Raw genomic sequence first — 860 nt, 5'->3', positions numbered from 1 at the left:
ACCTGCACCTACCGGCTGAAGATCCCCGGCACGCTCAGCGTCGAGCTGACCGCCACCTGCGAGGAGCCGACGCTGTGCAATCTCACCCAGCATTCCTATTTCAACCTGGATGATGGCGGCGCAGGCGACATTCTCGACCACAGGATGATGCTGAATGCCGGCGCCTACCTGCCGGTCGATGGCGACATGATCCCCACAGGCGTGGTCAAGCCGGTTGACGGCACGCCATTCGATTTCCGCCAGGCGCGGCCGCTGCGCATGGAAACCGAGGGTGATCAACTGCCCTACGACCAGAATTTCTGCCTTGCTTCGGCACGCGGGCCGCTCAAGCAGGCGGCATGGACGCAAGGCGCCAGTTCCGGTGTCGAGATGGAGGTCTGGACCACCGAGCCCGGCGTCCAGCTCTATACCGGCCAGTATGTGACGCCGCGCACCGGGCTGGAAGGGCGGAACTACAAGGCCTTTTGCGGCTTCTGCCTGGAGCCGCAGATTTGGCCGGACGCGCCGAACCGGCCTTATTTCCCGCAAGCAACGCTGTGGCCGGGCGCGATCTACCACCACGTCACGGAATACAGGTTCCGCCTGCCCTAGTTTTTCCGACCTTAGCCTTCGAAAGCCGCCCGCAGCGTCTCGAACGGCGCCAGCGCGCCGCGCACTTGCACCACGGCGGCGGCGACACGATGCGCACGGCGCGCGGCTTCCTGCGGGTCGTGGCCGGCAAGACGAGCCGCAAGATAGCCGCCGTTGAACGAATCGCCGGCGCCGGTCGTATCGGCGGGGGCGGGGACATGGATCGCCGGGACTTCGCGTAGTGTTTCTCCTTGGGCAATCAGGGCGGGCTGCTCGCCGTTCTTGACGAC

2 protein-coding genes are annotated in these 860 nt (G+C 65.6%); one reads left to right on the top strand and one right to left on the bottom strand.

Annotated features, from left to right (window positions below; genetic code table 11):
• Positions 1 to 591: aldose epimerase family protein (locus EN994_RS33485; protein WP_164746532.1), on the top strand; the 591-nt coding region annotated here is incomplete at its 5' end.
• Positions 592 to 602: 11 nt separating this feature from the next.
• On the opposite strand, the gene EN994_RS33480 is transcribed toward EN994_RS33485, so the two are convergent.
• A partial coding sequence (locus tag EN994_RS33480) for a PfkB family carbohydrate kinase (RefSeq protein ID WP_245466173.1) occupies positions 603 to 860 on the bottom strand: 258 nt, incomplete at its 5' end.

The sequence above is a fragment of the Mesorhizobium sp. M7A.F.Ca.CA.002.09.1.1 genome (assembly GCF_003998555.1).
Taxonomy (GTDB): Bacteria; Pseudomonadota; Alphaproteobacteria; order Rhizobiales; family Rhizobiaceae; genus Mesorhizobium; species Mesorhizobium ciceri.
Note: the sequence above shows the minus strand (reverse complement) of the source record. Positions and strands in the feature narration are given on the sequence as shown.